This window comes from Candidatus Coatesbacteria bacterium, assembly GCA_014728225.1.
Lineage (GTDB): Bacteria > RBG-13-66-14 > RBG-13-66-14 > RBG-13-66-14 > RBG-13-66-14 > WJLX01.
Genome location: WJLX01000031.1, coordinates 1 through 4,059, shown reverse-complemented (window position 1 = coordinate 4,059; position 4,059 = coordinate 1). Strand labels below are relative to the sequence as shown.

Below are 4,059 nucleotides of genomic sequence, written 5' to 3'. Positions count from 1 at the left end.
TGGAGCGGGGGCTGCAGCCGGGGCAGCCGCGGCAGGGATCGTTGCGCTTCTCCCGGCGGATGAACAGCGCCAGGCCGACGACGGCCCCGGCGGCGACCAGGCCCAGCAGCAGCCAGCCGGGCCAGCTCATCGGGGCTCCCCGTCGGCCTCGGCGTTGCGGCACTCGCCGCCGTCACGGCAGGTGCAGTGCGAGCCGCAGCCCAGGGCGGAGCCGCCGCCCGGCCGTCGGGTCAGCAGCAGGGCCAGGACGGAACCGACCAAGATAAGGCCGGCGATGAGCGGTCCGAGGATGGACATCGGGTTTCCTTCGGCTCAGGTGAACAGGCCGGCGACGAGGCGGACGGCTCCGGCGACGAGCCAGGCGGTGACGGTCAGGTAGACCACGGTGAACAGGGTCCACTTCCAGGAGCCGGTCTCGCGGCGGATGACGGCCAGCACGGCCACGCAGGGGACGTAGATCAGGACGAAGACCATCAGCGGCAGGGCGATCAGCCAGCCCTTGCCGCCGGTGCGGGCGTCCCAGTCCGCGCGCAGCAGTTGCTGGAGCTCACCGCTCTCGGCGTCCTCGGCGTCGATGGCGTAGAGCACCCCCAGGGTGCCGACGACGATCTCCTTGGCGGCGAAACCGGCCACCAGGGCGCTGGAGATCTTCCAGTCGAAGCCCAGGGGGCGCATGAGGTAACTCAGGCCGCGGCCGATGTACCCCAGGGGCGAACTGCGCAGCCGCGAGGCCTCGCGCAGGTCGGCCAGGTGCTCCAGCTCCTTGCGGTAGCCGCTCAGGGCGGGATCGTCCACGTCCGCCCCGGCGGCGAGGTCGGCGGGCAGCGGGTCGCCCACACCGGGGTCGAAGTCGGCGGGCAGCGCGAACCCGGCGACGGCGGCGTACTCCCGGGCGGCGGTCAGCTCGGCGGCCTCGAAGTCCGCGGCGTCGGGGGCCTCCCGGGGGAAGGCGGTCAGCGCCCAGATGACGACCATGGCGAAGAGGATGATCGTCCCGGCCTTCTTGATGTACATCCAGGCCCGGCGCCAGGCGTGCAGCAGGACGGCCTTGACCGTGGGCACGTGGTAGGCGGGCAGCTCCATTACGAAGGGGTCCTGGTCGCCCTTGAGCACGGTGCGCCGCAGTAGGCGCGCCGCCAGCACCGCCAGCAGCACCCCCAGCAGGTAGACGCCGAAGATGACCGTCCCGGCGTTGTCCGGAAAGAAGGCCCCGGCGAGGAGGATGTAGACGGGCAGCCGCGCCCCGCAGCTCATCAGCGGCACGGTCAGGATGGTCACCAGGCGGTCCTTGGGGTTCTCCAGGGTCCGGGCGGCCATCACCGCCGGGACGGTGCAGCCGAAGCCGATGATCATCGGGATGAAGCTCTTGCCATGCAGACCCAGCTTGTGCATGAAGCGGTCCATCACGAAGGCGCCCCGGGCCATGTAGCCCGAATCCTCCAGCAGCGAGATCATCACGAACAACAGCAGGATGTTGGGCACGAAGACCAGCACCCCGCCGACGCCGCCGATCAGGCCGTCGACGACAAGGGAACGCCAGAGGCCGGGCGCCATCGTCGCGGCGACGGCCGAACCCGCCCAGGCGAAGAAGCTCTCCAGCAGGTCCATCAGCGGGGCGCCCAGGGTGAAGGTGACCTCGAACATCAGCCACATCAACGCCAGGAAGATCGGCAGCCCCCAGATACGGTGGGTCAGGACCTTGTCGATCTTCTCCGTGGTTCTGGTGCGGCCGCGGACGTTGCGCCGCAGTGTCTCGCGGATGGCCCCGGCGGCGAAACCGTAGGCGGCCTCGGCGAAGTGGTCGCCGGGCTCCTCGCCCAGCAGTCCGCGCAGGCGGGAGCGCAAGCGGCGGACCAGTTCGCGCAACTGCTGACCTTCGGCGCCGTGGGCCTCCAGCCGCGCCGTGTACTCCTCGTCGCCCTCGAGCAGGCGGACGGCCTGCCAGCGCGACGGGCCGCCCAGCTCGAGGGCGGGATGCTCCTCCAGGTAGGCGACGACCTCGGCGACGGCGGCCTCGAGGTCGATCCCGTAATGGACCTGGACGTTCTTGGTCGGGTAGTTGCCCCGCCGGACTTCGAGGACGGCCGCGAGCAGCTCGTCGACGCCCCGGCCCCGCACCGCCACCAGGGGAACGACGGGACAGCCGAGCAGGTGGGAGAGCTGCGCGAAATCCAGCTCGTCGCCCCGGGAGTGGACGACGTCCATCATGTTGACGGCCACCACCAGGGGCACGCCGAGTTCGAGGAGCTGGGTGGTCAGGTAGAGGTTGCGCTCCAGGTTGGAGCCGTCGACGATGTTGATAACGACATCGGGCTCGCCCGAGGCGATGTAATCCCGGGCGACGACCTGGTCCGGGGTCAGAGGTGAGAGGGAGTAGGTGCCGGGGAGGTCGACGATCTCGAGCTGGTGCTCGTCGTACTCGGCGGCGCCGATGCGGCGCTCGACGGTCACGCCGGGCCAGTTGCCGACCTGCTGGCGGCCGCCGGTCAGGGCGTTGAAAAGCGCCGTCTTCCCGCAGTTGGGGTTGCCGGCGATGGCCACTTTGATGCTCTTCTCGATCACCTTACTCCCGCATGGCGTGTTGCGACAGACTTGCCGGGCGGCGTTATCCTCAGGCGCTCTCGGCGCCGCGGGCCTCATCGCAGTCGGGGGCGGCGGGCAGCGGACGCACCATCACGTGGCGTCCCATGACGTAACTCAGCCCGATACGGGCGTCGCCGACCTTGACGATCAGGGGGGAGCGCTCGACGAGTTCGGCCTCGGCGCCGACCAGCAGGCCGACCTCGCGCAGGCGGCGGCGCATGCGGTAGCCGTGGCGGATGAAGACGACGCGGAAGCGCTGCCCCGGCTCCAGGCTGGACAGCGGCTGGGCGTCGACGATGGCGCCGCGCAGCCAGTCGGAGAGGGTGTGCTTGACGGCCTCGCCGAGGGATTGACCGACGCCCTCCAGGGTCTCCTTGACGGCCTTGCCGATCTCCGGGGGCAGCTTGATGTTGATTGAGACCCTGGTGCCGTCGACGTCGACGTTGACGGCGTCCTCGAGGGCGTCATCGACGTTGGAGCGCATATCGTCGATGAAACGGCGGCGGTGCTGACGGTGGCGTCTCATCGGGCCTTTCAGGAGGGTGCCGTGGTTCATGGTGTTATCGGTTGAGGAGGTAGTCTACCATAAAGTGGGGAACGGGCTGCCGGTCGTCCAACGTGCCGTTTTCCGTGCCGTTTTCCAAGTGCTTACAGACCAAGCAAGCTAAAACGGGCCGCAACCCAGCCCCCCCGCAACCCAGCCCCCCAGCGCCCCCGCAACCCAGCCCCCTTGACGCCCCCTGGTTCGCCCGCTGCTCCCGGCCCGGTCCCGGGGCTGAGGAAACGCTCGGGTCAGCAGCGCGGTTAAACTCACGTCGTCGCGGGTAATCTCGACACCCGTCGGCCCTCCCCCGCTGCTATTTTCTTTGCCCGGCCGGGTTCATCAACCGGCGGCTCGGCAAGGCGCGGCGGATAGTGAGCCTGAAGTATTCCACTCGGGGGTCAGCGGTCCGGGCCTCAGCGGATTGGCCCTGTCGCGAGTCCGGCTTTTCAGTCAACCCACGCCTGGTTAGCCGTCGTTGTCGAGCCGGCTGGAGGGCGACGGAAGCGCTCTCAGACCCGGGCCGGCTGGAGCGAACTCCCGGCGCGGCCTCCCGGATTGAGCTTAAACAGAAGAGTATTGCATTAGGTTAGGGGTCGTATCGCCCGTCAGGAGCGGATCATGCTGATAACCTGCTGATAATGCGAACGATGACCGTCACCTAGCTGTCACAAGCGAGTAGGCGAAAGGTAGCGGCTAACACGGGCGCGAACTAAAGGAAAACCAGATAGCAGTCGGCTTGCATGTACCCGGGCTGCGGCTTGTACTATATGTCTAATCCTAGTAATAACAAGTGGGATCACACACGATCATGGACCAATCAGGATGCTTTTTAGGTAGTCTATCATGCCGGGATCGTTTCTTTGGTTGAATCTGAACTCCATCTCCCTGATGAAGAGACTGAACTTGTGCTTGAAACCGCCGTGGTAGGCCTT

General features: G+C 67.7%; 3 protein-coding genes. All 3 read right to left on the bottom strand.

The features are described from left to right. Window positions 1-126: 126 nt before the first annotated feature. Genes GF399_02505 through GF399_02495 form a run of 3 tightly spaced genes read right to left on the bottom strand, consistent with a single transcriptional unit; the run spans window position 127 to window position 3,139 of the window. A complete protein-coding gene (locus GF399_02505; protein ID MBD3399185.1) occupies window positions 127-297 on the bottom strand; it encodes a hypothetical protein in 171 nt (56 codons plus the stop codon). 15 nt (window positions 298-312) lie between these two features. Continuing rightward, window positions 313-2,640: a ferrous iron transport protein B gene (gene feoB / locus GF399_02500; GenBank protein MBD3399184.1), complete on the bottom strand. Its 2,328-nt coding sequence runs from the start codon at window positions 2,638-2,640 to the stop codon at window positions 313-315. After that, window positions 2,612-3,139 (bottom strand): hypothetical protein, encoded by a 528-nt coding sequence (locus GF399_02495; GenBank protein ID MBD3399183.1) that lies wholly within the window; start codon window positions 3,137-3,139, stop codon window positions 2,612-2,614. The genes feoB and GF399_02495 overlap by 29 nt, the downstream gene beginning before the upstream one ends. Window positions 3,140-4,059 lie beyond the last annotated feature (920 nt).